This is a genomic window from Desulfolithobacter dissulfuricans (assembly GCF_025998535.1).
Classification (GTDB): Bacteria; Desulfobacterota; Desulfobulbia; order Desulfobulbales; family Desulfobulbaceae; genus Desulfolithobacter; species Desulfolithobacter dissulfuricans.
The window spans coordinates 1,650,830-1,675,153 of the sequence record NZ_AP024233.1 but is presented as its reverse complement, the minus strand read 5'-3'; the positions used below and the strand labels follow the sequence as shown (position 1 = coordinate 1,675,153).

Annotated in this window: 21 protein-coding genes and 1 pseudogene; 11 read left to right on the top strand and 11 right to left on the bottom strand. The window is 57.7% G+C overall.

The window, feature by feature from the left end; genetic code table 11:
- Positions 1-64: 64 nt before the first annotated feature.
- Complete coding sequence (locus GF1_RS07385) at positions 65-1,450, bottom strand: M23 family metallopeptidase (protein ID WP_267928986.1); 1,386 nt, start codon at positions 1,448-1,450, stop codon at positions 65-67.
- Between the two features lie 85 nt (positions 1,451-1,535).
- The gene (locus tag GF1_RS07380) at positions 1,536-3,071 is read right to left on the bottom strand and encodes an Rne/Rng family ribonuclease (RefSeq protein ID WP_267928985.1); all 1,536 of its coding nucleotides are present in this window, start codon (positions 3,069-3,071) and stop codon (positions 1,536-1,538) included.
- A 149-nt stretch (positions 3,072-3,220) separates the two neighbouring features.
- Here GF1_RS07380 and GF1_RS07375 point away from each other — a divergent pair, with 149 nt between their 5' ends.
- From GF1_RS07375 to GF1_RS07360, 4 genes are all read left to right on the top strand, one after another.
- On the top strand, positions 3,221-4,066 hold the full coding sequence (locus GF1_RS07375; RefSeq protein ID WP_267928984.1) for a glycosyltransferase family 2 protein: 846 nt from the start codon (positions 3,221-3,223) through the stop codon (positions 4,064-4,066).
- 261 nt (positions 4,067-4,327) lie between these two features.
- Positions 4,328-5,461, top strand: coding sequence for an SPL family radical SAM protein (locus GF1_RS07370; protein ID WP_267928983.1), 1,134 nt, complete (start codon positions 4,328-4,330; stop codon positions 5,459-5,461).
- Between the two features lie 136 nt (positions 5,462-5,597).
- Positions 5,598-6,029 carry a single-stranded DNA-binding protein gene (locus tag GF1_RS07365; protein ID WP_267928982.1) on the top strand — a complete coding sequence of 144 codons (432 nt, stop codon included), beginning with the start codon at positions 5,598-5,600 and terminating at the stop codon, positions 6,027-6,029.
- Positions 6,030-6,271: 242 nt separating this feature from the next.
- Positions 6,272-7,219, top strand: coding sequence for a DnaJ C-terminal domain-containing protein (locus GF1_RS07360; RefSeq protein WP_267928980.1), 948 nt, complete (start codon positions 6,272-6,274; stop codon positions 7,217-7,219).
- A 120-nt stretch (positions 7,220-7,339) separates the two neighbouring features.
- Here GF1_RS07360 and GF1_RS07355 read toward each other — a convergent pair whose 3' ends face one another.
- Both GF1_RS07355 and GF1_RS07350 read right to left on the bottom strand, forming a co-directional pair.
- Positions 7,340-7,867 carry a 3-isopropylmalate dehydratase small subunit gene (locus GF1_RS07355; protein WP_267928979.1) on the bottom strand — a complete coding sequence of 176 codons (528 nt, stop codon included), beginning with the start codon at positions 7,865-7,867 and terminating at the stop codon, positions 7,340-7,342.
- Positions 7,868-7,955: 88 nt separating this feature from the next.
- Positions 7,956-9,239 carry a 3-isopropylmalate dehydratase large subunit gene (locus GF1_RS07350; RefSeq protein ID WP_267928978.1) on the bottom strand — a complete coding sequence of 428 codons (1,284 nt, stop codon included), beginning with the start codon at positions 9,237-9,239 and terminating at the stop codon, positions 7,956-7,958.
- Positions 9,240-9,472: 233 nt separating this feature from the next.
- Here GF1_RS07350 and GF1_RS07345 point away from each other — a divergent pair, with 233 nt between their 5' ends.
- The 6 genes from GF1_RS07345 to ltrA all read left to right on the top strand — a co-directional run bounded on the left by GF1_RS07345 (position 9,473) and on the right by ltrA (position 18,244).
- Positions 9,473-11,260, top strand: a complete 1,788-nt coding sequence (locus tag GF1_RS07345) for an extracellular solute-binding protein (protein ID WP_267928977.1) — start codon at positions 9,473-9,475, stop codon at positions 11,258-11,260.
- A 12-nt stretch (positions 11,261-11,272) separates the two neighbouring features.
- Positions 11,273-12,475 (top strand): response regulator, encoded by a 1,203-nt coding sequence (locus GF1_RS07340; protein ID WP_267928976.1) that lies wholly within the window; start codon positions 11,273-11,275, stop codon positions 12,473-12,475.
- Between the two features lie 161 nt (positions 12,476-12,636).
- Entirely contained in the window at positions 12,637-12,978 is a 342-nt protein-coding gene (tsaE, locus tag GF1_RS07335) for a tRNA (adenosine(37)-N6)-threonylcarbamoyltransferase complex ATPase subunit type 1 TsaE (protein WP_267928975.1), read from the top strand.
- A gap of 2 nt (positions 12,979-12,980) precedes the next feature.
- Positions 12,981-14,204: an EAL and HDOD domain-containing protein gene (locus GF1_RS07330; RefSeq protein WP_267929119.1), complete on the top strand. Its 1,224-nt coding sequence runs from the start codon at positions 12,981-12,983 to the stop codon at positions 14,202-14,204.
- 230 nt (positions 14,205-14,434) lie between these two features.
- Positions 14,435-16,189 (top strand): YcaO-like family protein, encoded by a 1,755-nt coding sequence (locus GF1_RS07325; RefSeq protein WP_267928974.1) that lies wholly within the window; start codon positions 14,435-14,437, stop codon positions 16,187-16,189.
- 786 nt (positions 16,190-16,975) lie between these two features.
- Positions 16,976-18,244, top strand: a complete 1,269-nt coding sequence (ltrA, locus tag GF1_RS07320) for a group II intron reverse transcriptase/maturase (RefSeq protein WP_267928973.1) — start codon at positions 16,976-16,978, stop codon at positions 18,242-18,244.
- Positions 18,245-18,380: 136 nt separating this feature from the next.
- Here ltrA and GF1_RS07315 read toward each other — a convergent pair whose 3' ends face one another.
- Genes GF1_RS07315 through GF1_RS07305 form a run of 3 tightly spaced genes read right to left on the bottom strand, consistent with a single transcriptional unit; the run spans position 18,381 to position 20,788 of the window.
- Positions 18,381-19,037: a hypothetical protein gene (locus tag GF1_RS07315; RefSeq protein WP_267928972.1), complete on the bottom strand. Its 657-nt coding sequence runs from the start codon at positions 19,035-19,037 to the stop codon at positions 18,381-18,383.
- 4 nt (positions 19,038-19,041) lie between these two features.
- Positions 19,042-19,998, bottom strand: a complete 957-nt coding sequence (locus GF1_RS07310; RefSeq protein WP_267928971.1) for a S66 peptidase family protein — start codon at positions 19,996-19,998, stop codon at positions 19,042-19,044.
- A gap of 1 nt (position 19,999) precedes the next feature.
- On the bottom strand, positions 20,000-20,788 hold the full coding sequence (locus GF1_RS07305) for a type III pantothenate kinase (RefSeq protein WP_267928970.1): 789 nt from the start codon (positions 20,786-20,788) through the stop codon (positions 20,000-20,002).
- A gap of 185 nt (positions 20,789-20,973) precedes the next feature.
- Here GF1_RS07305 and cutA point away from each other — a divergent pair, with 185 nt between their 5' ends.
- Entirely contained in the window at positions 20,974-21,306 is a 333-nt protein-coding gene (cutA, locus tag GF1_RS07300) for a divalent-cation tolerance protein CutA (protein WP_267928969.1), read from the top strand.
- Between the two features lie 289 nt (positions 21,307-21,595).
- Here cutA and GF1_RS07290 read toward each other — a convergent pair whose 3' ends face one another.
- From GF1_RS07290 to thiD, 4 genes and pseudogenes are all read right to left on the bottom strand, one after another.
- Entirely contained in the window at positions 21,596-21,766 is a 171-nt protein-coding gene (locus tag GF1_RS07290; RefSeq protein ID WP_267928967.1) for a hypothetical protein, read from the bottom strand.
- 161 nt (positions 21,767-21,927) lie between these two features.
- Positions 21,928-23,154: an AAA family ATPase gene (locus GF1_RS07285; protein ID WP_267928966.1), complete on the bottom strand. Its 1,227-nt coding sequence runs from the start codon at positions 23,152-23,154 to the stop codon at positions 21,928-21,930.
- Between the two features lie 107 nt (positions 23,155-23,261).
- A pseudogene (locus GF1_RS16420) lies at positions 23,262-23,788 on the bottom strand (bifunctional hydroxymethylpyrimidine kinase/phosphomethylpyrimidine kinase).
- Positions 23,728-24,129, bottom strand: a complete 402-nt coding sequence (thiD, locus tag GF1_RS07280; RefSeq protein WP_267928965.1) for a bifunctional hydroxymethylpyrimidine kinase/phosphomethylpyrimidine kinase — start codon at positions 24,127-24,129, stop codon at positions 23,728-23,730. Before thiD ends, GF1_RS16420 begins: the two are co-directional and overlap by 61 nt.
- Positions 24,130-24,324 lie beyond the last annotated feature (195 nt).

Here is a 24,324-nt window from a genome sequence, read left to right as displayed (position 1 = left end):
GACGGCGAGGCGGCCGGGGTAGGAGCTCGCTGTCATCCCGGAGGCAACAGTGGGTGGCAGGGATTTAGAGCTGACTGTCACTGAGCACGGCATTGATGTTGACATCGATCCAGTGCTGATCCCACCATTCCACCGGGGTGACGAAGATGCCGTGAATCAGCATGGAGAAATGGAGGTGATCACCACCGGCCATGCCGGTGGCCCCGGAATGACCTATCAGATCGCCCTTCTTGACCAATGTCCCGGTTTCGGTGTCGATGCGGCTTAAATGGGAGTAGAGACTGAAAAGCCCCTGGCCATGGTCGATGATCACCGTGTTGCCGTAGATACCCAGGTAATCAGTGTAGATAACTTTGCCGTTATTGGCTGCCTTGATCGGCACCCTGGCCGTGGAGGCGATGTCCATTCCCAGGTGCACCTGGTGGTCAATGGCTTTGTTCTTGTAATAATAGGTCCGCTGGTCGGCAAATCCGGCCCGGCCGGCCCCGGGCATGCGCAGGAAGCGGTCTTTCCACAGCTGTTCGGGCACAGGGTTGGCGCAGAGCTCCCTGATGGCCTCGGCATTGCGCTGGCGGATTTCGTTGTTGGCAAAGAGATATTTTTCCACCTCGGAACCGCTCATCTCCGGGTAATGGGCCTCGAACTCGGGGATCTTACGCTTGAGAAAACCGTCGCTGACATTGATCCGGTCTTTCTTTTCCCGGACCTTCTTGTAGATCATGGAAAAGACCGCCTTGCCACGGTTCCCGGCCTTGTCCTCGGCGATCACCTCGGTTTTTTGCGGCGGTCCGGCGTTCCAGGGCAGGGCGATGTAGGCGATGTACCGGTTTTCCCTGATGGGCAGAGGATAGCCTGGAAAGAAGTTGTCATCGATGAGAACCCCGTGACGGACGGTTTCTTCCGAGAGGTCGTAGACCACGATTCCCGAACCGCCCGGGCGGATGTAGCGCTGGGCATGGGCCACCGTGACCCTGGGAGCGCGGGTATCGACAACCACCTCCAGCCGCTGCTCGCCGCTGTTGCCTTGAAACGTCTTGTTCAGGGAGAAATCACGGACCTGGAGGACCAGCTCCGCCTTGCCGTCCTTGATTCCGGCCTTGCGGGCGTCAAAGGAAAAGGTACCGCTCTCGCTGGCGGGTCCGGCCTGGGAAAACCAGGCCTGGCGCGAAAACTTTTTCTCCAGGAGGACGGCGGATTTGCCATCCTGGACGATGGAAATGACAATTGAGGAGATGCCGCTCTTCCCGTCCCGGGCATGCCAGGGGAGGGTGGCGTTGCTGCCCAGGTATTGGATGTCGGTGTCGATAGCGATGGAGGGCTCCTCGTTTTCAAAGAGGATCAGCCCGCCGACCGCCAGCCCGCAGATCAGGATGATCAGGAGGAAAAAGAGGATTTTGCGGCCCAGGCCGCCACTTCTTCTGGATTTTCTGAGTCTGTTATGTCGTGCCATGTCTGAAACCGGCCTTTCCGGTATAAAATCTGTTTATAGTGGTTGGATGTCTGCCAGCGCGGCGGTGGCCAGGACTAATTGAAATCTATTCCTTCCAGATGACCTCATAGCGCTTGATATGAATATCCCGGACCGGGATGATGGTGAAGCGCTTGCCTGTCTCCTGCTCCAGCAGTTCAATATTGGAGCTTTCCTCTCGCAGCAGCATGTCGGCCACCCGGGGGTGGACCTTGATGGTCACGTTGCGGCCTCCGATTTTTTTTGCGTCCCGGGAGATCTTGCGGAAGATCTCGTAGCAGATGGAGCGCCTGGACTTGATGATCCCGTCGCCGCCGCAGTAGAAACAGGGCTCGCTCATGAGCTGGGAGAGACTTTCGCAGGAGCGCTTGCGGGTCATCTGGACCAGGCCGAACTCGGACAGCCTGAGGATGTTGACCCGGTTCTTGTCCTTGCGCATGGCCTCCTGGAAGGCGGTAAACAGCTCCTCGCGGTGCTGCTCGCTGTCCATGTCTATGAAATCGATGATGATGATCCCGCCGATATTGCGCAGCCGCAGCTGGTAGGCGATTTCCTTGACCGCCTCCATGTTGGTTTTGAATATTGTCTCGGCCAGATCATTCTTGCCCACGTAGCGCCCGGTATTGACGTCGATGACGGTCAGGGCCTCGGTGGTCTCGATGATGATGTAGCCGCCTGAACGGAGCCAGACTTTCTTGTCCAGGGCCCGGTTGATGTCCACCTCGATACCGTAGGACTCGAACAGCGGCGTGGCCCCGTCATAGTGGATGATCCTGCTTTGCAGTTCCGGGGCAAATGTCTGGACAAAGGAGAGCAACCGTTCGTACACCGGCCTGGAGTCGACGATCAGTTCATTGATATCCTTGGTGAACAGGTCGCGGACCGAACGGAGCACCATGTCCAGGTCCTTGTAGACCAGGCTGGGGACCGGAGCCTTGGCGGCCGCGCTCTTGATCTCGTCCCAGAGCACGAGCAGAAACTCCATATCTGCCTCCAGCTCCTCGTCGCTGACGTTTTCCGCCACGGTGCGGACAATGAACCCGGTTCCCTGTGGACGCAGCTTTTCAATGGTTTCCCTGAGCCGCTGGCGGACCTCCTCGTCGGTTATTTTGCGGGAGATACCGATATGGTCGGTGAGCGGCATGAAAACTAGGTTGCGGCAGGGCAGGGTGATGTGGCAGGTCAGGCGGGCGCCCTTGGTGCCAATGGGCTCTTTGGAAATCTGGACCAGGACTTCCTGGCCCTCCTTGAGCAGTTCATCGATACTCGGCGCACCGGTCGACTGGCCAGGGCTGTCCTGCTCAGGGGAGTCCAGGGTGTACTGGGTGCAGGGCTGGTCGCCGTTGGTCATGCGATTTTCGATATCATCGGTCGCCGCGATGTGAATATCGTCCACGTAGAGAAAACCGGTGCGCTCCAGGCCGATATCGACAAAAGCCGCCTGCATTCCGGGAAGGACGCGGACCACCCGGCCCTTGTAGATGTTACCGGTCAGACCCTTTTCCGCCGGCCTTTCAAGATGAAATTCCAGCAGGTTACCGGCCTCCACCAGGGCAATGCGGTTTTCATAGGGTGTTGCGTTGATCAGGATGTCTGTGTACATGTATGTTTTTGACCTGTGGGGTGTGCAGGAGTGGCTGGCTCGGATCAGGGCCCGTGACCAGAAAAGATTTTCTGTCTCGTAACTGTTCAGTATACCCGAGATCATAAGGTCTGTGCCATAACAAATTCCCGTCCGTTGACCGGAGTACCATGATTTCTGTAATCATTCCCACCTGCAACCGGGCCGTTCTGCTGAAGAAGGCCCTGGACTCGGTCCTGGCTCAGACCCGGCCACCGGATGAGCTTCTGGTGGTGGATGATGGCTCCACCGACGCCACAGCCGAGGTGGTGGCCTCCGTGGCGGCCGGAGCGGACTTTCCGGTGCGGTACCTGTACCAGGAAAACCGGGGCGCCTCGGCGGCCAGGAACCTGGGGATCCGCCAAGCCCGGGGGGACCTGCTCTGCTTCCTCGATTCCGATGACCAGTGGGTTCCGCAAAAGCTGGAGGTGCAGCGCCGGGCCATGGACCGTTTGCCGGACTACCTGATTTCCCATACCCGGGAAATATGGTTTCGCCAGGGTAAACGGGTGAACCAGAAGAAGAAGCATGACCCGCCCCACGGATATATTTTTGCCCGCTGCCTGGCCATGTGCGTGGTGGGTATGTCTACCGTCATGGTACGCCGGGAGTTTTTTGACCGGTTCGGCCTTTTTGATGAAGACATGGTCTGCTGCGAGGATTATGATCTCTGGCTCCGGGCCAGTGTCCATGTTCCCTTTCTGCTGGTCGGTGAACCGCTGACAATCAAGGACGGCGGCCGACCTGACCAGCTCTCCGCCATCCACCGCCAGGGCATGGACCGGTACCGTATCCGCTCGCTGGTCAAGCTGCTTGAAAACGGCCTTGAAGACCGGGAGATGTTCCGGCTGGCCCTGGCTGAACTGCGCAGAAAATGTACCATTTACGGCCGTGGCTGCCTCAAGCACGGCCGGAGCGGGGAAGGGCAGTATTATCTCGAACTCCCGGACCGGTTCACCGAAGCAGACAATTGCTGACATGGTTGTCTGCTCCGCCGAGAAAAGGCCTGAAACATTAGAAAACGTAATCTGATTACCATTAATCTTCAGCATTGAAACCGGTGTCGACCTCACCCGTTTCACGGGACGCCATAAACCCGTCCCTGGGGGCTTGACTGTGGCCATCCAGGCCACAGACACCCGTGAAACGGATGAGGCCGACACCTTCAGGCATCGGTGGCTGAATTTCAGTGGTAATCACAAAGATTAAAGGCATAAAGCATATACAGAGGTTTTTTTATGTCCTACGGCGATCCCGCCGCCTATGTCACCCATCTCTACGTGAACCGTGACTGCTGCGAGTTGCCCTATGCCCGCGAGATCATCGATCGCAGCAGGCTGCCGGTAACCGTACTCGAAGAAGGCCAGGTGCCTGAGGTGCCGGGGAGGTACCCTGACAACCTGACCCGCGGCAAACACCATCTTTTGCTCTGCCGTAACCGGGGCACTTTTTTCAAGCCCTGTCCGGCGACCAGGGAGTACCGGTGCTGCGAGTACCAGGTCCTCAGTGTGGGGATGAACTGCCCCATGGACTGCGTCTACTGCATCCTTCAGGCCTATCTCAACAATCCATGGCTCTCGGTGTTTGTCAATATCGAGGATATGTTCGCGGAACTCGATAAGGCCCTGGACCGGGCCGGACCCAGGGAGTTTTTTCGTATCGGCACCGGCGAGTTCACCGACAGCCTGGCCCTGGACCGGCTGACCGGGCTGAGCCGCCACCTGGTGGAGTACATGGCAAGAAGGGCCGGGAAAAAGGAAAACTGTGTCCTGGAGCTCAAGACCAAGAGCGTGGTTATCGACAACCTGCAGGGTCTCGACCACCGCGGCCGGACCGTAGTGGCCTGGTCATTGAACAGCCCGCCGGTGATGGCCAGCGAGGAGATCCGGACCGCCAGCCTCGATGAACGCCTCCAGGCCGCAGTCACCTGCGCCGAATGGGGCTACCACCTGGCCTTCCATTTCGATCCTATCATCTGGCACGAGGGCTGGGAGCAGGGATACCGAGAGACCATTGACCGGCTCTTCGCCACTGTCCCGGCCGAACGGATCGCCTGGATCAGCATGGGGGCCCTGCGCTACCTGCCGCCGCTTAAAGGTATCGCCGCTACCCGTTTCCCGCAGTCGCGGTTTTTTTACGAGGAATTCGTCGACGGGCTGGACGGCAAGGCCAGATATTTCATCAGCCAGCGGCTCGAGATGTACAAGGTGCTTGCCGACGCCCTCCTGCCACGGCTCCATCCACGGACCTGTCTCTATTTCTGCATGGAAAGTGACCGGGTATGGCAGGAGGTGCTGGGATTTACCCCCGGAGAGCGGGGTGGCCTGCCGGCCATGCTGGACAGGACACTCTCAGGCAGTGCCTGCCCATAATATGGTATTTTTCGACAAGCACCGGGTAACAAACAAACGCGGGAACAAAAATCGCACTGGATTTTTCCCCGGTGCCAGGTATTATACAGCCTGATAAAATTTCCACTACACCCACGGTAAATGTAAGGACGGAAAAATGGTTAACAAGGTAATATTAATAGGTAATTTGGGAGCAGATCCCGAGATTCGCTACACCCAGAGCGGCACGCCGGTGGCCAACTTCAACCTGGCAACCTCCGAGACATGGCGCAACCAGGATGGCTCCAAGGAAGAACGCACCGAGTGGCATCGGATCGTGGCCTGGCGTCGGCTGGCAGAGATCTGCGGCGAATACCTCAACAAGGGTACCCGGGTCTATATCGAGGGCTCCATCCGAACCAGGAAATGGGAAGATCGGGACGGCAATCCCCGCTATACCACGGAAATCGAGGCCCGGGAGATGAAGATTCTCTCGCCCCGTTCCGGTGGCGGCGGCGGAGAGTACGGTGGTGGCGGGGGAAGCAACTTTACCCAGGAACAGTCCTCCTACGAGCCGCCTCCCGGGGTTGGCGACGACGTCCCCTTTTAACGGGGTGCCCGGCCAGACAGCGCCGCTGGTATGAACCGGACAGCGGCCGGCTCTGCATGATTGCCGGGTCGGCCGCAGGGGGTATCCACACAAGGTGGAAGGGGTGACCTTTCCACCTTTTTTGCGTCCGCAAAATGGACAAGCTGTAAATCGGTATTATAGTTTAGGCGCAATGAATCTGTCGGAGAAGAAACGGTTACTGCACGTCAATTCGTACCTAGAAAAAATACCACACAATGTCCATGGATTATTACGAGGTTCTTGGTGTTTCAAAGACCGCCTCAGCCGTTGAGATCAAAAAAGCCTACCGTAAACTGGCCCTCAAATACCACCCTGATCGCAACAAGGGGGACAAGACGGCCGAGGCCAAGTTCAAGGAAATCAACGAGGCCTATGCGGTGCTCTCCGATCCGGAGAAGCGCAAACAGTATGACACCTTCGGCTCCACCGAGTTTCATCAGCGCTATTCCCAGGAGGACATTTTCCGGGGTTTTGATATCAATGACATCCTGCGTCAGTTCGGTTTCAGTGCGGGCTCGTTTCGGACCAGCGGGAGTTTCCGCTCCTCCCAGGGGGGTAATCCCTTTGAATCGATCTTCGGCCATGCCGCCGGCATGGGCGGCATGGGTGGCGGCTGCCAGAGCGGGAGTTGCCGGACCCAGGCGGTCAAGGGCGCTGACATCACCTACGAGTTGACCATTTCGCTTGAGGATGTGCTACACGGGGCAGAAAAGACGATTTCGCTGCGCCACAATGGCACAACCGAGAATGTCTCGGTCAAGATACCCAAGGGTATCGAGAGCGGCAAAAGGCTCCGGCTCACCGGCAAGGGCCAGCCCGGTTCTGCCGGCGGTCCTCCCGGAGATCTGTACCTGAAAATAAATATAGCCCCCCACCCGGATTTTGCCCGGGACGGGGACAACCTGATCGTCGAGCGCAAGATCCCCTTCAGCCAGGCCTGCCTCGGTACCACGGTCAAAATCACCACCCTGGAGGGCAAGACCTTCAGTGTCAAGGTCCCGGCCGGGGTGCAGCAGGAGTCCAGGCTGCGGATCAAGGGTCACGGGTTGCCGTCCGGACCCATTGGCCGGCGGGGCGACATTTATGTCCGGATCCTGGTGCAGATCCCGAAGAAACTGACCCGGGAGCAGAAAAAGCTGGTCAAACAGCTTGCCGAGGTGGGCCTGTAGGGTAGGCCGGTAACTGGCGTATGAACGCCAAAGGCCGCCAGGCACGGGGATGAGAAAAGAAAAAATTCCCGTGCCTGGCGGCCTTTTTTTTGGGGTCGTAAACAGACGTGGCCGAAGGGCCTAATAGTTCTGGTCCGCGTAGGCGAGCCAGCCGCCGGCGGCCACCAGCTTCTTGTCAAAGGGGTTGAGGCCAAAGGAGCAGGTCACCGACTCGTCACCGGCGGTGGCGGTGAGTTCCTCACGCTCCAGGTCCACCCGGATGAAGACCTCGCCGGGCAGGGCAAAGAGCCTGTCCAGGTCCGCCGGGTCGAGCTCCACGGCCAGGATGCCGCAGTTGAACATGTTCTGGCGGAAGATGCGGGCAAAACTCTCGCCGATCACCACGTTGATGTCATTGACCTCCAGGGCCCAGACCGCGTGTTCCCGGGACGAGCCGCAGCCGAAGTTGGAACGGGTCACCAGGACCCGGGCCTTCTGCAGTTCCTCGCTGGCCGGATCAAAGTTCTGGCCTTCCAGGTGCAGGTCTTCGAGCAGGTGTGGTTTCAGCGCCTGTTTGGAAATCTCTGTCAGGTATTTCGCCGGAATAATCTCATCGGTATTGATGTCGTTTCTATCGATAAAGAATGCCGGTCCACCGAATTCTTTCATTTTTTCTCTCCAGGGTTGGCTCTGCCGGAGTTGCAGGTCAATGCCGGCAATCAGTACAGAAAGTAGCCACTCACGTATTACGGAAATCTTACAGAAACTGCCGCGGATCGGTGATCTCGCCGGTAATCGCGGCCGCCGCCGCACTGAGCGGACTCATCAGGTGCACCATACCGCCCTTGCCCATGCGGCCATTGAAATTACGGTTGGTGGTCGAGGCGCAGACCTCCCCTTCGGCCAGCACGCCGCTGCTCATGCCGAGGCAGGCGCCGCAGGTGGGGTTGAGGACGCAGAAGCCGGCGTCCATGAAAATCTTGATCAGCCCCTCGTCCAGGGCCTGGGAATAGATGGCCGGGGTGGCCGGGGTCAGGATGCCCCGCACCGTATCGGCAATGGTTCTGCCTTTCAGGATGGAGGCTGCGGCCCGGATATCCTCGATACGGCCATTGGTACAGGACCCGATGTAGATCTGGTCCACCCGGGTGCCGGCCATCTCGCCGATATCGCGGACCTGGTCAGGCTTGAAGCCAAAAGTCACCTGGGGCTCCAGGTCAGAGACATCCAGGGTCAGCGAGGCTGCATAGTCGGCATCGGGATCTGAATGCCATTTTTTGAAATCCTCCACCGCCGCCTCCAGGGATTCATAGTCATCCTTTATGAACTCCCACAGGTAGCGGGCCGTGGTCTCGTCGGGCAGGCAGAGACCAGAGGTGGCCCCGGCCTCCACCGCCATGTTGCAAAGCGTCATCCGCGAGGACATGTCCATCTGCTCCACCACCGGGCCGCGGAACTCCATGACATGATCCGTGGCACCGTTGACGGTCAGCTCCTTGATGAGCCGCAGGATGATGTCCTTGGCATAGACCCCTTCGGGCAGGGTTCCGGTGATCTCGATCTTCATGGACTTGGGAGCGCGGAAGGCGCAGACCCCCTTGAGGATGCCCACTTCCAGATCCGTGGTCCCCACTCCGGCGGCAAAGGCCCCGAAGGCACCATGGGTGCAGGTGTGGGAGTCGCCCATGATGACCGTGTAGCCGGGCCGGATGAAACCTTTTTCAGGGAACAGGGCGTGGCAGACCCCGTTACGGCCGATATCAAAGAAATCTTTGATGCCGTGCCGCCGGGCCCATTCACGCATGATCTTGGACTGGGTCGCGGTCTTGGAATCCTTGGGCGGGGTGACATGGTCGATGACGGCCTTGATCTTGTCCGGATCAAAGACCCGGTCCATGCCCTTGTCCATGAGATCCATGATGGCGATGGGGGTGGTGATCTCGTGGCACATGACCACATCCAGATCCAGCACCATGTTGCCCGGGGTCGGGGTATCTCGAAGGTGGGCTTCAAATATTTTCTGGGTTATCGTCTGTCCCATTCCTGTCCTCCATGGGATGATCTGCAGGAAGCTGAGGGGCGGCGGACACCTCCTTCAGCGCGGTACGCGAAAATGAAAAATGAATTCTCCTTTTTACACCTGTGCTGGAAATTGGTCAATTATTTCCAGGGAATTTCTTTTCCCTTCTCCACCGTTGTTGACCGGGGTTGAATCGGGTGTATAATACGAAGGATATGCTCACCCTGTAACTTTTTCCCGGACCATAAGATTTCATGCCAGTTTTTCAGTGGATCTTTATCTTGTTTTTCTGTCTTTTCGCTCCGCTCCAGGCCCTGGCGGCTCACGGGATCAGTATTGACGGCAAGTTGAAATATCCCGCTGATTTCACCCGGTTTGACTACACCTCGGACAAGGCCCGCAAGGGGGGTAGCCTGGTCCTGCATGATCTTGGCAGCTTTGACAAGATGAACCCCTTTACCCTCAAGGGCAGCGCGCCCTTTGGCCTGGAGATGTTTGTCTTCGAGACCCTGGCCGTGGCCAGCCTTGATGAGCCGTTTGCCGAATACGGCCTGGTGGCCAGTGATATCGACCTGGCCAGTGACCGGACCTCGGTGACCTTCACCATCGATTCCCGGGCCCGTTTTTCCGACGGCACGCCGGTGACCCCGGAGGATGTGAAATTTTCCTTTGATATCCTCAAAAGTGACAAGGCGCACCCCTTCTACCAGATCTATCTCCAGGACATCGCCGAGGCCAGGATCCTCGACGATCGCCGGATCCAGTTTCTCTTTTCCCGGCCCAACCGGGAGCTGCACATGATCGTCGCCCAGCTGCCGGTCCTGAGTAAAGCCTACTACACCCGCCATCCCTTTGACTCCCTGGACGACATGCGAACCCCGCCACTTGGCTCGGGGCCCTATGTGGTGGCGGCGGTGAAGCCGGGCAAATCGATCACCTACAAGAGAAACCCAGACTACTGGGCCGCAGACCATCCCGTACGACGTGGCATGTTCAATTTCGACACCATCACCATCAAGTATTTCAAGGATCAGATCGTCTCGGTGGAGGCCTTCAAGGCCGGCGAATTCGATTTCATGGTGGTCAACATCGCCAAACAGTGGGTGCGGGATCTCAAGGGACGACGTTTCGACAACGGCGAGTTGGTCAAGAAGCGGTTTCCGCACAAGAACAATGCCGGCATGCAGGGTTTTGTCTTCAACACCCGCCGGCCCTTGTTCCAGGATCCGCTGGTCCGCCAGGCCCTCGGCCTGGCCTTTGACTTTGAATGGACCAATCGGACCCTGTTCTTCAACCAGTACACCCGCAGCAACTCCTATTTTTCCAACTCGGATCTGGCGGCCACCGGTCTGCCCCGGGGCCGGGAACTCAAGTTGCTGGAACCGTATCGCGACCAGTTGCCGCCGGAGGTGTTCACCACTCCGCTCACGCCGCCTTCCACCAGTCCGCCAAACAGTCTGCGCGGCAACCTGCGCCAGGCCCGCAGGCTGCTCATGCAGGCCGGCTGGCGGGTCAAGGACGGCCTGCTGCAGAACCGGGCCGGTCAACCGTTTCAGTTCGAAATCCTTCTCATCAGCCCCTCCTTTGAACGGGTCATGGCCCCGTATGTGAAAAATCTCCATAAACTCGGTATAAAGGCCACCTACCGGACCATTGACCCGGCTCTCTACACGGACCGGATAAAGAATTTCGATTTTGACATGGTCGTCAACGTCTTTGGCCAGTCCCAGTCGCCGGGCAATGAACAGCGCGACTACTGGTATTCCACCTCGGCTACGCGCAAGGGATCAAGGAATCTGGCCGGGGTGCGCTCGCCTGTGGTGGACGCTCTGGTGGATGAGATTGTCTACGCCTGGACCAGGGAGGAGCTCACCGCTGCCTGCAGGGCCCTGGACCGGGTTCTCTGGTACGGGTACTACGTGGTGCCCAACTGGTATCTCGCCAGCCACCGACTGGCGTATTCTGCCCGATTCCACCAGCCCGAAACCCTGCCCCTGTACTATAACCCCTACCAGCTGCTCATGACCTGGTGGATCGAGTAAGGGACACTGCAGATGATATCAGGACACATTCCAGGCTCCATCCAGGATCGACAGATCAAGGTACTCTTTGTTGACGACGATCCTATCAACACCACAAGCTTTGTCGTCAGTTTCAGTGACCAGTACGATATCCTGACCGCGGCTTCCGGCGAGGAGGGCCTGGAGATCTTTCAGCGGGAAAAGGACATCGCCATTGTCCTCTCTGACCAGAAAATGGACGGGATGAGCGGGGTGGATTTTCTCTGCCGGGTCTATGAGAAAAGCCCGGAGACCGTGCGTATCATCGTTACCGGCTATGTGGATGTCTCCGATATCATTGATGCCATCAACAAGGGCCATATCTATCAGTATGTGCTCAAGCCCTGGGATATAGTCCAGCTGGGATTGATCCTCGACCAGGCGGTACAGACCTGGGTGCTGACGAGGGAAAACCGGTTGCTGGCCGAGAAGCTCCGGCGCAACAACGAACTCCTGCAGGAAGCCAATGAACAGCTGCGCAATTCCGAGGAGCGGCTCCGTTTTCTCTCCTCGGCCCTGATCAAGGCCCAGGAGAGTGAACGCAAACGGATCTCCATGGAACTCCACGATGAACTGGGTCAGTCGCTGGCTGCGGTCAAGCTGCAGATAAAGGTGCTGCAGAACAAGCTGCATGATTCCAGTGAGATATCGATGGTCGAGATCAACAGAAACCTGGAGCAGCTCCGCGGCGTGCTCGATGAGATCATCGAGAACGTCCGCCGGCTGTCAAAGAACTTGAGCCCGGTGATCATCGATGACCTCGGTCTGGATGCGGCCATCGAGAATCTGGTCCTCAACTTCAGCAAGATCTACGGTATCCGCTGCGCCTTTCAGCCCTGTCCGCTGGGACACCTGTTCGGCCACGATGCCCAGCGGTTGATCTACCGGTTGATCCAGGAAACGCTCAACAACGTGGGCCGCCACTCCAATGCCCGGAATATGGACATCGAGTTTCTGCTTGGCGAGGAACAGCTCGTTATCCGTCTCCAGGACGACGGGGAAGGGTTTGACCTGGAGGAAATCGAGCAGCAGTGTGCTTCCGAACGGGGAATCGGCCTGACCGCCATGACCGAGCGGGCCAACATGCTCGGCGGCGAGGTGCGGATCAAGTCGGCCCGGGGGCAGGGCACGCTGGTGGTATTCACCATCCCGGTCCCGGCCGCGGACAGTCAGTTTCAGAAACAGTGCGATGGGTAGTTCAGAAAATAACATGATTCTTCACCTCCGATCGCTGGCCGATACAGAGAGGTTTGGCCATCTGTTGGGAACCCGGTCCCGGCCCGGTGACCTGATCCTGCTCTCCGCCGACCTGGGCGGGGGAAGACCACCCTGACCCAGGCCATAGCCAGGGGCTGGAAGTGCCTGGCGAACAGTATGTGTCCAGCCCCTCGTTTGCCCTGCTCCATGAATATCACGGCCGGTTGCCACTTTACCACATGGACTGCTACCGGCTCATGGGCGAGGATGATATCCTGGCCGCCGGCCTGGACGAGTATCTGACCACCTCCGGCGTGACCGTGGTGGAATGGCCGGAACGGCTCGGCAGCCTGGTGCCGGAGGAGCGGCTGGAGATCACCCTCGTGCGCGGTCCCGACGAGCAGGAACGGACAGTTTACCTCAAGGGCCATGGCGGGGACTGGCCTGAGCGGGTCGCCGATATCCTTGAATCCTTTGTTCATGAACAGGAGGGACTCCCGTGAGCATGGATGTTTACGTGGCCCGGCAGCCCATCTTTGACCGGAACAAGCGGGTCTTCGGTTACGAGCTCCTCTACCGCACCGCCGGGCAGAATGTCTACCAGGAAACCGATGGGGACCTGGCCACCACCAGGGTGGCGGCCAACAGCCTCCTCTCCATCGGCATGCAGACCCTGGTCGGTACCGGACGCGCCTTTATCAATTTCACGGAAAAACTGCTCCTGGAGAATCTCCCGACCTTTTTTCCCCCGGACATGATCGTGGTGGAAATACTTGAGCATGTACCGCCAAGTCCGGAGATCATCGACGCCTGTCTGCGGCTCAGGGAGCAGGGGTACATGCTGGCCCTGGATGACTTTGTCTTTTCCCCCGGCATGGAGCCGCTCATCGACCTGGCCGACATCATCAAGGTGGATATCATGCAGACGCCCCTGGACGGGGTGGAGGATATCTGCCGCTCCCTGCGGGGCCGCGGTATCCGCCTGCTGGCGGAGAAGATAGAAACCTACCAGGAGTTTGACCAGGCGGTCCGACTGGGGTTCAGCTATTTTCAGGGGTATTTCTTCCGCCGGCCCGAAGTCCTCAAGCGCCGGGAGGTGGGCTCCACCAAGATCAATCTCTTCAACCTGCTCATCGAGGTGAACAAGCCGGATTTTTCCATAGGCCGGATCGAAAAACTGGTTGGCTCCGATGCATCGCTCTCCTACAAGTTGCTCCGTTATATCAATTCGGCCTATTATTCCCTGGTCAGCGAGGTAACCTCCATACGGCATGCCCTGGTCTATCTGGGCGAAAAGGGAGTGCGGCAGTTCGTTTCCTTGGTGGCTACCAGTTTCATGGCCGGGGATAAACCCGAAGAGCTGCTGCGGGTCTCGGTTATCCGGGCCCGGCTCTGCGAGCTGCTGGCAGAGCGCGGTCGGATGGCCGGCGACAAGAGCAATTATTTTCTCCTGGGTCTTTTTTCTCTCCTGGATGCCATGCTGGATGCCGAGATGAAAAACATCATGGAGCAGTTGCCCGTGACGGCCGAGATCAAGGAGGCCCTGGTTCACCGGCGCGGGCCCATGCGCCCTCTGCTCGAAGCGGTGATCGCCCAGGAACAGGGGGACTGGGACCGGAGTCGTAAACTCCTGGCCGATATCGGGGTGGATCCGGATGAGATAATGCACCTCTATATCAAGTCCATCGCCTGGGCTGACCTGTTCACAGCCGGAAATCAGGAGGAATAAAGATAGAGTGTACTCTGATCAATGGGTCTCTTCCTGGTATCGAAGACAGAGGAAATTCCAGTTTCAGTGATTCAGGTAAAAATAAAAATAAAAAATGTTATTTTCCTGCATATCTCTCTTGCATGAATTGTCATTTTATGCTCAGTATAGCCGGAGCAAATAAACCACAATGTGGGATGTCGGGACCTGCATCCCAGCCTTTTTTCATTAACTAAAAACCAATACTTCCCATGAGAAAACAACCAATACGCATCTCAAGTTGTCAGAAGGTGTATACCTATGACCAGGACAAGGCCTGTACGCCGGAAGAAACCGTTGCCCGCTTCCACGAGCGGCTCAAGGCCACCGGCCTTGATATCCTCAAAGAGGTCCGGCGCATCGATACCGGGCGGCTTGATATCCCCGTTTATTTCAGTGTCTGCGGCGAGGACGCCCTCAAGACCATCGGCACGAAGAAACAGATGGGCAAGGGCTCAACCCCGGAGCAGTCCCGGGCCAGTGCCTGCATGGAGCTTGGCGAGCGGTTCAGTTTTTTCAGCTTTCTGAAAAATCCCGACAACTTCGTCGTCGGTGACTACCGGGCCATGCGCGAGGCCGGCTATCCGGTTCTCGACGTGGATGTCCTGCTCCGATCGGTACATGACACCAAGAATGATTCCGGGCTGCTCGAGCAGCTTCTGGAAGGTTTGCCCATGCGCTGGACCTGGGCCACCTCCCTGACCCGGGAGACCGAGGTCCTGGTACCTTTTTCCTGGTTCTATGCCATCAACGAGTTCAATGGCCCTTCGGCGGGCAATACCTATGAGGAGGCGATTCTCCAGGGCATCTCCGAGATCGTGGAACGTCACGTCTGTGCCGTGGTGACCAGGGAGAGGATCCGGACCCCGGGGATCGATCCCGAATCGGTCACCGATCCGGTGGCCCGGCGGCTGATCGAGCGGTTCCAGCGGTGCGGCATCGAGCTTTACTTGAACGATTTCTCCCTGGATACCGGCATGCCAACGGTTGCGGCCCTGGCCTGGGATCCCTCCACCTTCCCGGAGAAAAGCGAGATCGTCTACACCGCCGGCACCACGCCCGATCCGACCAAGGCGCTGATTCGGGCCCTGACCGAGGTGGCCCAGCTGGCCGGCGACTTCAACACCGAGGCCAACTATGTGGCCTCCGGTCTGCCCAAGCCCCTGAGCCTGGACGAGGTGGACTATGTGGTTCGGCCGGAGAGAATGATTCGTCTCGATGAGATGGTTGATATCAGTGCGCCGGATATGCGCCAGGAAATCGACAACTCGCTGCGGGCCCTGGAACGGATCGGCATGGAGGTTCTGGTGGTCAACACCATCCACGATAAATTGCAGATCCCGGCCATCTACACGATTGTTCCCGGGGCCCATTTCCGGGAGCGGGCCGCCGGTGGTGATGCGGCGCTTTTTGCCGCCAAGCTGGCAGCCGAGCTGCTTGAACCCGCGGCCCTGGAAGAGAAACTTTCAGCCATGCAGCAGATGCTGCCCGAGGCCTATTATCTCGAGTTCTATCGCGGTCGCAATCTCTACGATCAGGGAATGGTGGAAGAGGCTCTGGGCTGTTTTGACCGGGCTCTTGAGCGCAATCCTGAAGAGGAAGACCTGCCCTATATCTACTCCTACAAGGGATGCTGCCTGCGGGATCTCGGCCGGTGGAGCGAGGCGGTGGAGGTCCTGGAGCTTGGTCGCCGGCTCGATGATGAACGGCCCGATATCCATAACATCCTCGGTGTCTGTCACTTCAAACAGGATAACCATGAGCAGGCGGCCTTTCATTTTTCCCGGGCCGTCGAGCTCAACCCGGTGTCGGCCATCGACTATGCCAATCTGGCCATCAACCTGGAGCGGCTCGGCCGGCACGACGAGGCCATCCACAACTACCAGATTGCCCTGTCCATGGATCCTGATATCGAGTTCGCCCAGGCCGGGCTGGCCCGGCTGCTGGAGAAAGAGGTCGAAGCCTGACCCTCAAAAAAAAGAAAGAAGATAAAAGACCCGGTCACTTTGGTGGCCGGGTCTTTTTTAGTTTGCCCGGCATGGCGGGCAAACCCAGCCTGCGTTACGCAGGCGTCACCCTGACCAGGGGGAAGACAAGCCGAATCGTAAGGGCGTTGCTGGTAACGGCAGAGTCTGAAGGAAGCGATAGGAGGTGAGCGGCACATAGCGCAAGCGAACCTGATTCGGCGTATCAGGAGGGTAAGCGTCCCAAATAGCGCGAAGCCCGATACCTGGTCAGTCCTGATACGTGATTGAGGATGCGGTCGCTCACAGGGAGTTCGCCTTAACCGGGGAAGCCTTGCACTGTTTCCGCATTTAACGGAAAAAGAGAAGCACAAGGAGAAATCCAAGGCGGATCGAAGCGGTGTGAGGTGGCAGATGATTCCGTAGTAGTGATGAAATTCCGGCCTGTGAAGCCTGGTAACAGTGTGGAGGATAAAACCGGAGTGACCCAACGGCCTGGTTCGTTGGGGGCAGTTATGAGCCAAAAGCCATATCTGTTGCGAAGGGATGAAGTTTATTTGAAGGTTTTCCGGAAGCTTGAACACCTGCAGGCTGAGCACAAGCCGTCCGACGGGACGGGGCACGCTATCGGCGGTATACCGTGACAGGTCCTCTGCCGATTTCGGCCGTTCATCGGAGTAGATGGGAGTGTTGATCGTATATTGCCCATGAGGATAGAAAGCGGTCGCGCCCATTGAAGAACCGAAGTCTCCAGGTTGAAATAGAGGAAGGGAAACGCAGGACAGGAGTATGGTTGAAGTCTGGTACAGTCTATATGATCGAATGCTGAGCCGGGAGAACCTGTTCAAGGCATTTTACAAGGTGAAATCCTCGAAAGGAGCTGCCGGTATAGACGGCCAGTCCATTGATAATTTTGCCGGATCATTAGCGGCCAACATTGATCATCTCCTGACGGAACTGCAGAACAAGAGCTACCAACCGCTGGCCGTGCGACGGGTTGAGATCCCGAAGCCGAACGGCGGGAAACGGCTACTCGGCATACCTGCAGTCCGTGACCGTGTGGTACAGCAGGCCCTGCTGGATATACTTCAACCAATATTTGACCGCGATTTCCATCCGTCGAGCTACGGCTACCGTCCTGGTCGGAGTTGTCACCAGGCAATCAGCAAAGCCACGATGTTCATCCGGACGTACGAGCGGAAATGGGTAGTGGACATGGATCTGTCGAAATGTTTCGACACGTTGAACCATGACCTGATCCTTGCCTCGTTCCGTCGCCGGGTCAGCGATGGAAGTATTCTTGGTCTGCTGGAGAAGTTTTTGAAAAGCGGTGTTCTGACAGGAGATGGTTGGCAGGCCAGCGAGGTCGGCAGTCCGCAGGGCGGAGTTATCAGCCCGTTGATTGCCAACGTATACCTTGATTCCTTCGATCAGTTTATGAAGAATCGTGGCCACCGCATCGTCCGCTATGCGGACGACATCCTGATCCTGTGCCAGTCAAAGAGCGCAGCCGAAAATGCACTGAACCAGGCCCGTCGCTATCTTGAAGAGGAATTGCTGTTGACCGTCAATCAGGAGAAGACCCACATAAGTCACAGCCTTAAGGGAATCAAATTTCTCGGAGTTTGTATCCACTCCGTAATGACCCGAATACAGCGAGGCAAGGTGAGGGCCTTCAAGGCGAAGGTCAAGGCGATGACCCGGCGTAACTCCCCGGTGAACCTTGAGAAGGTGATAGCCGATCTCAACCGGTTGCTGAGGGGTTTTGCCAACTACTTTCGAATAGCGAACTGCAAGGGTGAGTTTTCTCGGCTGATGAGGTGGATCAGAAGACGGCTGCGTGCTGTTCAGTTGAAGCTGTGGAAAAAGCCGTGCAGGCTACACCGCAGACTGAGACAGCTGGGCTATAAAGGAGAATTCAAAAGTATCAAGATGAACTCCTGGGCCAACGCAGCAAGTCCACTGAGCCATTATGCCCTACCCAACAGCTACCTGCATGGGGAAATGGGTCTCTTTGACTTCGCATCTGTACAGACCGGAATTTCTGTTTCAGTATGAAGGAAAATAAACAGGAGCCGTATACGAGGCCCGTACGTACGGTTCTGTGAGAGGGATGAGGCAAGCTTAATTACCTTGCCTCACCCTACTCGATTTGCCAATTTTCTTTTTTGTTGAGACACCGTGCCCGGCAGATTCAGAGCACGGAGAGGCGGATGTTCCAGCCGTTGCGGAGGATTTCGTTGACCACGGGGTTGAGGAGCTCGCCGGGGGTAAAGCTGTAGTCTTCGGGACGGGTCTGGCGATAGATGGCAAACCCCCAGTCGCTTCCCAGGCGGATGCCGAAAAAGGGCCGGGGAAAGCTCAGCCAGCCCTGTTTCACCTTGACCGGGCACAGGCTCAGGTCAACCGACCTGGTACGGCCGCTCACGATCACGGTCCGGGTGGCCGGATCGAACCGGAGTTTGAGCTCAAAGAGTCGTTTGAGTCCCAGTTGTTCCATCCGTTCACACCACAACCCCTTTTCGCATCGCCAGGAAACAACGATGGTTTTTCTCTTTTTCCGGGCCCGGACAGGACCGGCGTGCATCTCGTTGACCGAAAGCAGCAGCGACTGGAGAAGTTCCGGGGCCACCGGCTCGCCGTTGCCCGGGAAAAACCAGAATCGGCGGATGAGACCGCTGAGCAGCAGGGGGAGGGAGACGATGAAAAGGATCACCCAGATCATGAGATAGGTGAGAAACTGGCCGGTGGTCATCTGGTCCCTGGCCAGCAACCCCGGCCACAGGATCAGCCAGTAGACCAGCAGCAGGGGCAGGGTGGCGCCAATGGTTTTCAGCCAGCGTCCGATCATCGTCCTATCCCGCCTGCCGGGCTGAGCCCGGATGGAATTGGAGCCTGCCGGCCAGATCGTCCATCTCTGTTTCCATGCCGATGGGGAAGGCCTGGTTCCGATCCAGGTGGCCAAAGGGCAGGCCGCCCCAGATCGGGAACGCAAGATCATGGCACAGTTCCAGGACTCGCTGCCATACCATCTCCTGCAGCCGGAGGGTCTCCAGACGGTCATCGTGGCCAGGATCGAAAATACCCAGGATCAGGCCGGTCAGGTCGCTGAAACCACGGCTCATGGCCAGCTGGGTCAGCATCCGGTCCAACCGGTAGGGCGGCTCGCCGGTATCTTCCAGGATCAGGATGCGGCCGCGCAGATCCACCTCCCAGGGGGTGCCGAGCAGGTGAACCAGGGTGGACAGGTTGCCGCCGACAAGTTCCCCCCGCCCCCGACCCGGTTTGAGGATCTCCAGGTCCCGGCTCTCCATGGCGGGAAAGCTGCCACCCAGGATGGCGAAAAACCGTTCGATGGAATCCCGGTCAAGCCCGGTGAGCGAGTGGGCGGTGGGTCCGTGGAGGGTGAGGAGGCCGGCTTCCCTGAAAAGTGTGTTGAGCAGGACGGTGAGATCGGAAAAGCCGATCAGCCACTTGGGCCGGGTGCGGATGAAGCTGAAGTCAAGACCGGGGAGCAGACGCAGGCAGCCGTATCCGCCCCGGACGGCGAGGACGGCTTTGACCTCTTCGTCAGCCCAGAGGCGGTGCAGTTCGTCCAGCCGTTCGCGATCCGGTCCGGCCAGGTACATCTCCTCTGGCGCGTACTGATCAGCCGGGCGGACGGTTTTGATCCGGAAACCCGCCTCCCGGAGCAGGGCGATACCCCGCTGCAGACGGCCTGGCTCACGGACTGGTCCGGCCGGAGCGCACAGGCCGATGGTGTCGCCGGGGCGCAGGGGTGGGGGCAGGACAGGGATTGCTTTTTTTTCCATCTCAGCCCTGGTAACGTTCATGGATCAGCCGGAGTCCGGTGAGGGTGAGCAGGGGGTCGACCTGGCTGATGGTCCGGGCATAGGGCGCGATCAGGTGGGCCATGCCGCCGGTGGCCACCGTGTGGACGGTCTCGCCGGCAGGTCCCAGCTGCTCGCTGATCAGATCCACCATACGGTCTACCAACCCGCCGAATCCATGGAGAATACCGGAGCGGATGGCGCTGGCCGTGGTATCGCCGATGACCTGGTCAGGTTTGCGGTCGATATCGATCCGCGGCAGCTTGGCCGTACGGCCGGCCAGGGCGTCCAGGGAAATGCCGATACCAGGATGGATGGTGCCGCCCACGTATTCCCGCCTGTGGGAAACACAGTCAAAGGTGATGGCGGTACCGAAATCAATCACGATGAGCCGGTCCTGGAAACGGTCCCAGGCCGCCACAGCGTTAACGATCCGATCGGCGCCCACTTCAGCGGGATTCCTGGTTCTGACCGTGATGCCGGTATCGGTTTTATGGTTGACAGACAGTGGGGCGGAGTGGAGATGGCGAAGGTATTTTTCGGCAAATCCGAGCCAGCTGCTCTCCAGGGTGGGGACCACCGAGGCAAGCACAAAGCCGTCTATCTGTCCCAGGTCCACGCCGGCCATCTGAAAGAGGGCATGGTAGCGGATGGCCAGTTCGTCGGCGGTCCGGTCCTGATCCGACTTGAGCCGCCACTGGCAGATCAGCCGTTCTCCCGCAAAAACACCGCTCACCGTGTGGGAATTGCCCACATCAACTGCAAGGAGCATTTTGTCGCCTACCGGGTACCAAGTGATGTGAAAAACGAAAAACCTCAGCCTGTGGAGTGAGTTCCCTGCTCACCGCGTGGTGTACGTCCGGGCAGGGGGAGATTTCATCCGCATGTTGCAAGTTACTCCGGGATGATTACAATATTCCATAACATAAAAAAAAACCAGTGTGCGGGGGCGTGATCATGAATAAATATATTCAGGTAGTGACGACCTTTGAGAAGTATGAAGAGGCGAAAAAAGTGGCCGAACAGCTTGTGGCGGCCCGGCTCACCGCCTGTGTCCAGATCGTGCCCAACTGTCACTCGGTCTACCGGTGGCAGGGAAAGGTGGAATCGGCCCATGAGATCGTCTGCACCATGAAATCGCGGCTCGATCTTTTTCCCCGTCTGTGTGAGGCCATCACGTCCATGCACTCCTACGAGGTGCCGGAGATCGTTGCCACGGAAATCATCGATGCCAGTCCAGAGTATCTCAACTGGCTTGACCGAGAACTTCTTCCACAACAAGATGACTGACGAGAAAAAAAAGACAACCGGAGCCGGGAACCGCCGGCGACGGAAAAAAGAATTCCGCTGCCACTGTTGCCGGCAGGAAAAACCCTTTTGCTGGAACTGCACCTGTGGTTTTCAGATCTGCCCGGAATGCTTCGAGGAAAACAAATGGGGCATGAGTAACGGCCCCACCTGGATCTGTCCGGACTGCGAGCGCATCCATATGATGGAATAGCCGCTACCCGGCCTGCCCTTGAGACTAGGCTGACAACACCCTTTTTTTCGACACTTTTTTTGTTTTCTGCTGTTCGTTTCAGACCTTGTGGACAGTCAGCTGCGGGAAGGGAATCTCCCAGTCTTCCCTGGTACAGGCCTCGACGCACCATTTTTGCAAGGCTCTCCGCAGCCGGTTGTAGAGCGGAGCCATCTCGCCGTCAAAATCAGCGATGACCACCAGGTTCAGTGACGAGTCAGCGGCTTCCATGAACTCCACCCTCAGGTTTTTGAGATAGTCACCATAACCTTCCTCGCCAATCCTGTCCGAAATATATCGGCTCAGGGTGTCGGGGATCCGTGCGGTGGCCTGTTCCTGCAGGTCATAACTGATGCCAAAGGGTACCTTGAGCCTGAAGTTGCTTGAGAGATTCAGGGGGACAGGGAGAGAAAATCAGCGGTCCGATAGATCTTTCGCGCCCCGCCCCGCTGGACCAGTTCCACGGCTTCATGGCTTTGGCTGACCACCTTGCCACGGGTTCCATCGGCAAGAATTACCCAGTCATCCCGTTTACAGGGGAACCACCGTTCCCAGCGATTGAAAGGCCGTGATTCCATGTCGAGCAGCTTGCCGATGGGCACGCGAAGCGTCACCCCGAGGTCAGGATTTTCCAGAATGGTAAACACATTGATTTTTCGAACAAACCAGGGAATTCCATCTATCACGAGCCGTTCACCTTCCCGGACAGAACCGATGTTGAGCATCAGCTGGCTCTGATTCCAGATTTTGGGTATGGTTTGCCGGGCGGTCCAGCCGATCCCCATGAGGAAGATGATCGACACGCTCAGAAGAACCCAGTCCTGGGCTGCGTACAGGACACCGAAAAGGCCGGTGACGGCGAGGATGAAAGTCATGGCCCTGAAGACCAGATCCAGGATGCGGAGCCGCAGGGGGATATGTTCCCGCCGATAGCCGGGCAGGATTCTGACCAGGAATCTGTGCAGCAGCCAACAGGTACAGATGACAAGTGTGACAGTGGCCAGGGCCAGAAACAGGTACGCTCCCCTGGTCCGGAAAAAATGTTTGATGGACTCCTGCAGATCTTCACGCACGGACGTCTTGCTCCGGCTCAACTGCTCAAGCTGCATCCTGGCGATATTTTGTTTGTTTTCTAGCTCTTTTTGTCGGTTCTTCCAGGCTGTCAGTTCCTTCCCGAGCTGTTTTTTCAGGGCCTTGTCTTTGGTTTTTTTGAGAAGTTCTGTAATGTTCCGGACAGCCTCCTCGGCTTCCGGCAGTAACTTGGAGTACTGTTCAATCTCCACATTGAGCTGGGCCTGCTGCCTGACCCTGGCGGTCATCTGCTTCATTTCGCTGATTAGAGGCTTGAGGAGGAAGGTTATTTCCTGCTTCAAATCGAATTTTTCCTCTTTTTTCTTCGGCTGGAAATCCCTTGGATCGATGCCGGTGGCGATTCGGGTGAAATCATCCCCGGATTCCTTGAGCTGTTGCTCCAGCAATGCTATTTCCGCCTGCAGCTGCAGCTTTTCGCTGTCTGATGAGCTTCGCTTGAGCTGTTTTTTCTTTTCTCTCAGTTGTTTTTGCAGATCAGCCCGTAATTCCAGAATGGATTTCAGGGTCGGCAGGATATTGTCCTGCATCTCCTGAACAGCTTGTGTCTGTTTTGACGTGGGAGGCGGGTTGTCCCCGGCCAGACCATGACCGGCCGGCAGGAAGAGAGAGATCCACAGGCACAGCGCCAGACCGGCTACCAAAGAGCGAGAACAGGGACAGGGATGAGGCGAGTGCATTTGACAATATTCCTTCTAAACCATGCCAACGGAATGTAGCATGGGGCCACATCCCCTGGATGACGAATAATGTTTTTATCGGCGCTCCGGGCAAGCAGATGCTGGAGAAGGGCGACCGTTTTCCGGAAAGCCTGTTCCAGGAAAAACCCTCGACAGAGATACGCGGCAAGAGCCGAGGCAAAGGTACATCCGGTGCCATGGGTGTTGGTGGTCAGAATCTTATGGTGTGCGACAGATATGCTCTGTATTTCATTGTTATTTCGTAGGAAAAGTGTGTCGGTAAGCTGCGGATCCAGGAGGTGCCCCCCTTGACGATCACTGCCCGCAAGCAGTTCGAGGTGGTGAGGAGTTCTTCCACCGCCCGCCGGACATCGAGTGGCCCGTCGGCCCCGGTCAATCTGGCCAGTTCGGGAAGATTCGGGGTCAGAATAGTTGTACGGCGCAACAGTTCCCGCCTGAGCGAGTCCAGTCCGGATTCCTCCATGAGGGGTTGACCGGTAGTGGCGCTGAGGACGGGATCATAGATAACCTCCCCTCAAAACCGGCGAGGCTCTCTCCTATGGCCCGGGCAATGGGGGTGGATCCCACCATGCCTATCTTCACATGGTGCACGTGGTGGTCGTCGAGTACGGCCCTGATTTGCGCTGCCACCAGTTCCGGATCCAGGGGCTGGATAGCAGTGACGCCATGGGAATTCTGCACCGTGACGCAGGTGATTGCCGCAGCCCCGTACACTCCGAGCATGGTCAGGGTTTTTATGTCGGCCTGAATCCCGGCACCGCCGGTGGGATCGGAGCCGCCTATGGTGAGAACCGTGCGTGTCATATCTTTTGACTTGTTGGGGACAAGTGGGTAAACTGTTTTGATTAGTTCCGGGGATCATCGGCATCCGCTTTCCTACCCGTGCATGGCGCTTTCATGTCGCTCATTCCGGGGCCGCACAGGCCTGAACCGAGGCAGCGGCTGCACCGGTGGCCATGAATGCATCATGCTGAAAACAAAAGAAAACCCCTGTTTCTG